This window comes from Arthrobacter sp. S2(2024), assembly GCF_036662515.1.
GTDB lineage: Bacteria > Actinomycetota > Actinomycetes > Actinomycetales > Micrococcaceae > Arthrobacter.
Genome location: NZ_JAYKZI010000037.1, coordinates 1 through 578, shown reverse-complemented (window position 1 = coordinate 578; position 578 = coordinate 1). Strand labels below are relative to the sequence as shown.

The following is a 578-nucleotide window of genomic DNA, read 5'->3' as shown; positions in this document are numbered from 1 at the left end:
GACGTCCATGGAACTTGGCGGCAACGCCCCGTTCGTGGTCTTCGAGGACGCCGACGTTGATGCTGCGGTTGCCGGTGCCATGCTGGCCAAACTGCGGAACATGGGCGAGGCCTGCACCGCCGCGAACCGGTTCATCGTCCACGAATCCGTCGCCGACGAATTCGCCCAAAAGTTCGCCGCGAAAATGGCGGACATGACCACCGCCCGCGGCACCGAACCGGAATCCACGGTCGGTCCCCTGATCGATGCCAAGAGCCGGGACAAGGTCCACGAACTCGTCACCGACGCCGTCGCCTCCGGCGCCAAAGCTGTCCTGGGCGGCGGACCGGCCGAAGGCCCGGGCTACTTCTACCTGCCCACCATCCTCACCGGCGTCACCGAAGGCACCCGGATCCTCTCCGAGGAAATCTTCGGCCCCGTCGCACCGATCATCACCTTCACCACCGAAGACGAAGCCGTTCGCCTGGCCAACAACACCGAGTACGGGCTGGTGGCGTACGTCTTCACCCGCGACCTGAACCGCGGCATCCGGATGGGCGAAAAGCTCGAGACCGGCATGCTCGGCCTGAACGCCGGCG

Annotated in this window: 1 protein-coding gene; it reads left to right on the top strand. The window is 65.9% G+C overall.

Annotated elements, in window-relative coordinates:
* On the top strand, positions 1-578 hold a 578-nt coding region (locus VLA65_RS21935; protein ID WP_332603746.1), incomplete at both ends, for an aldehyde dehydrogenase family protein.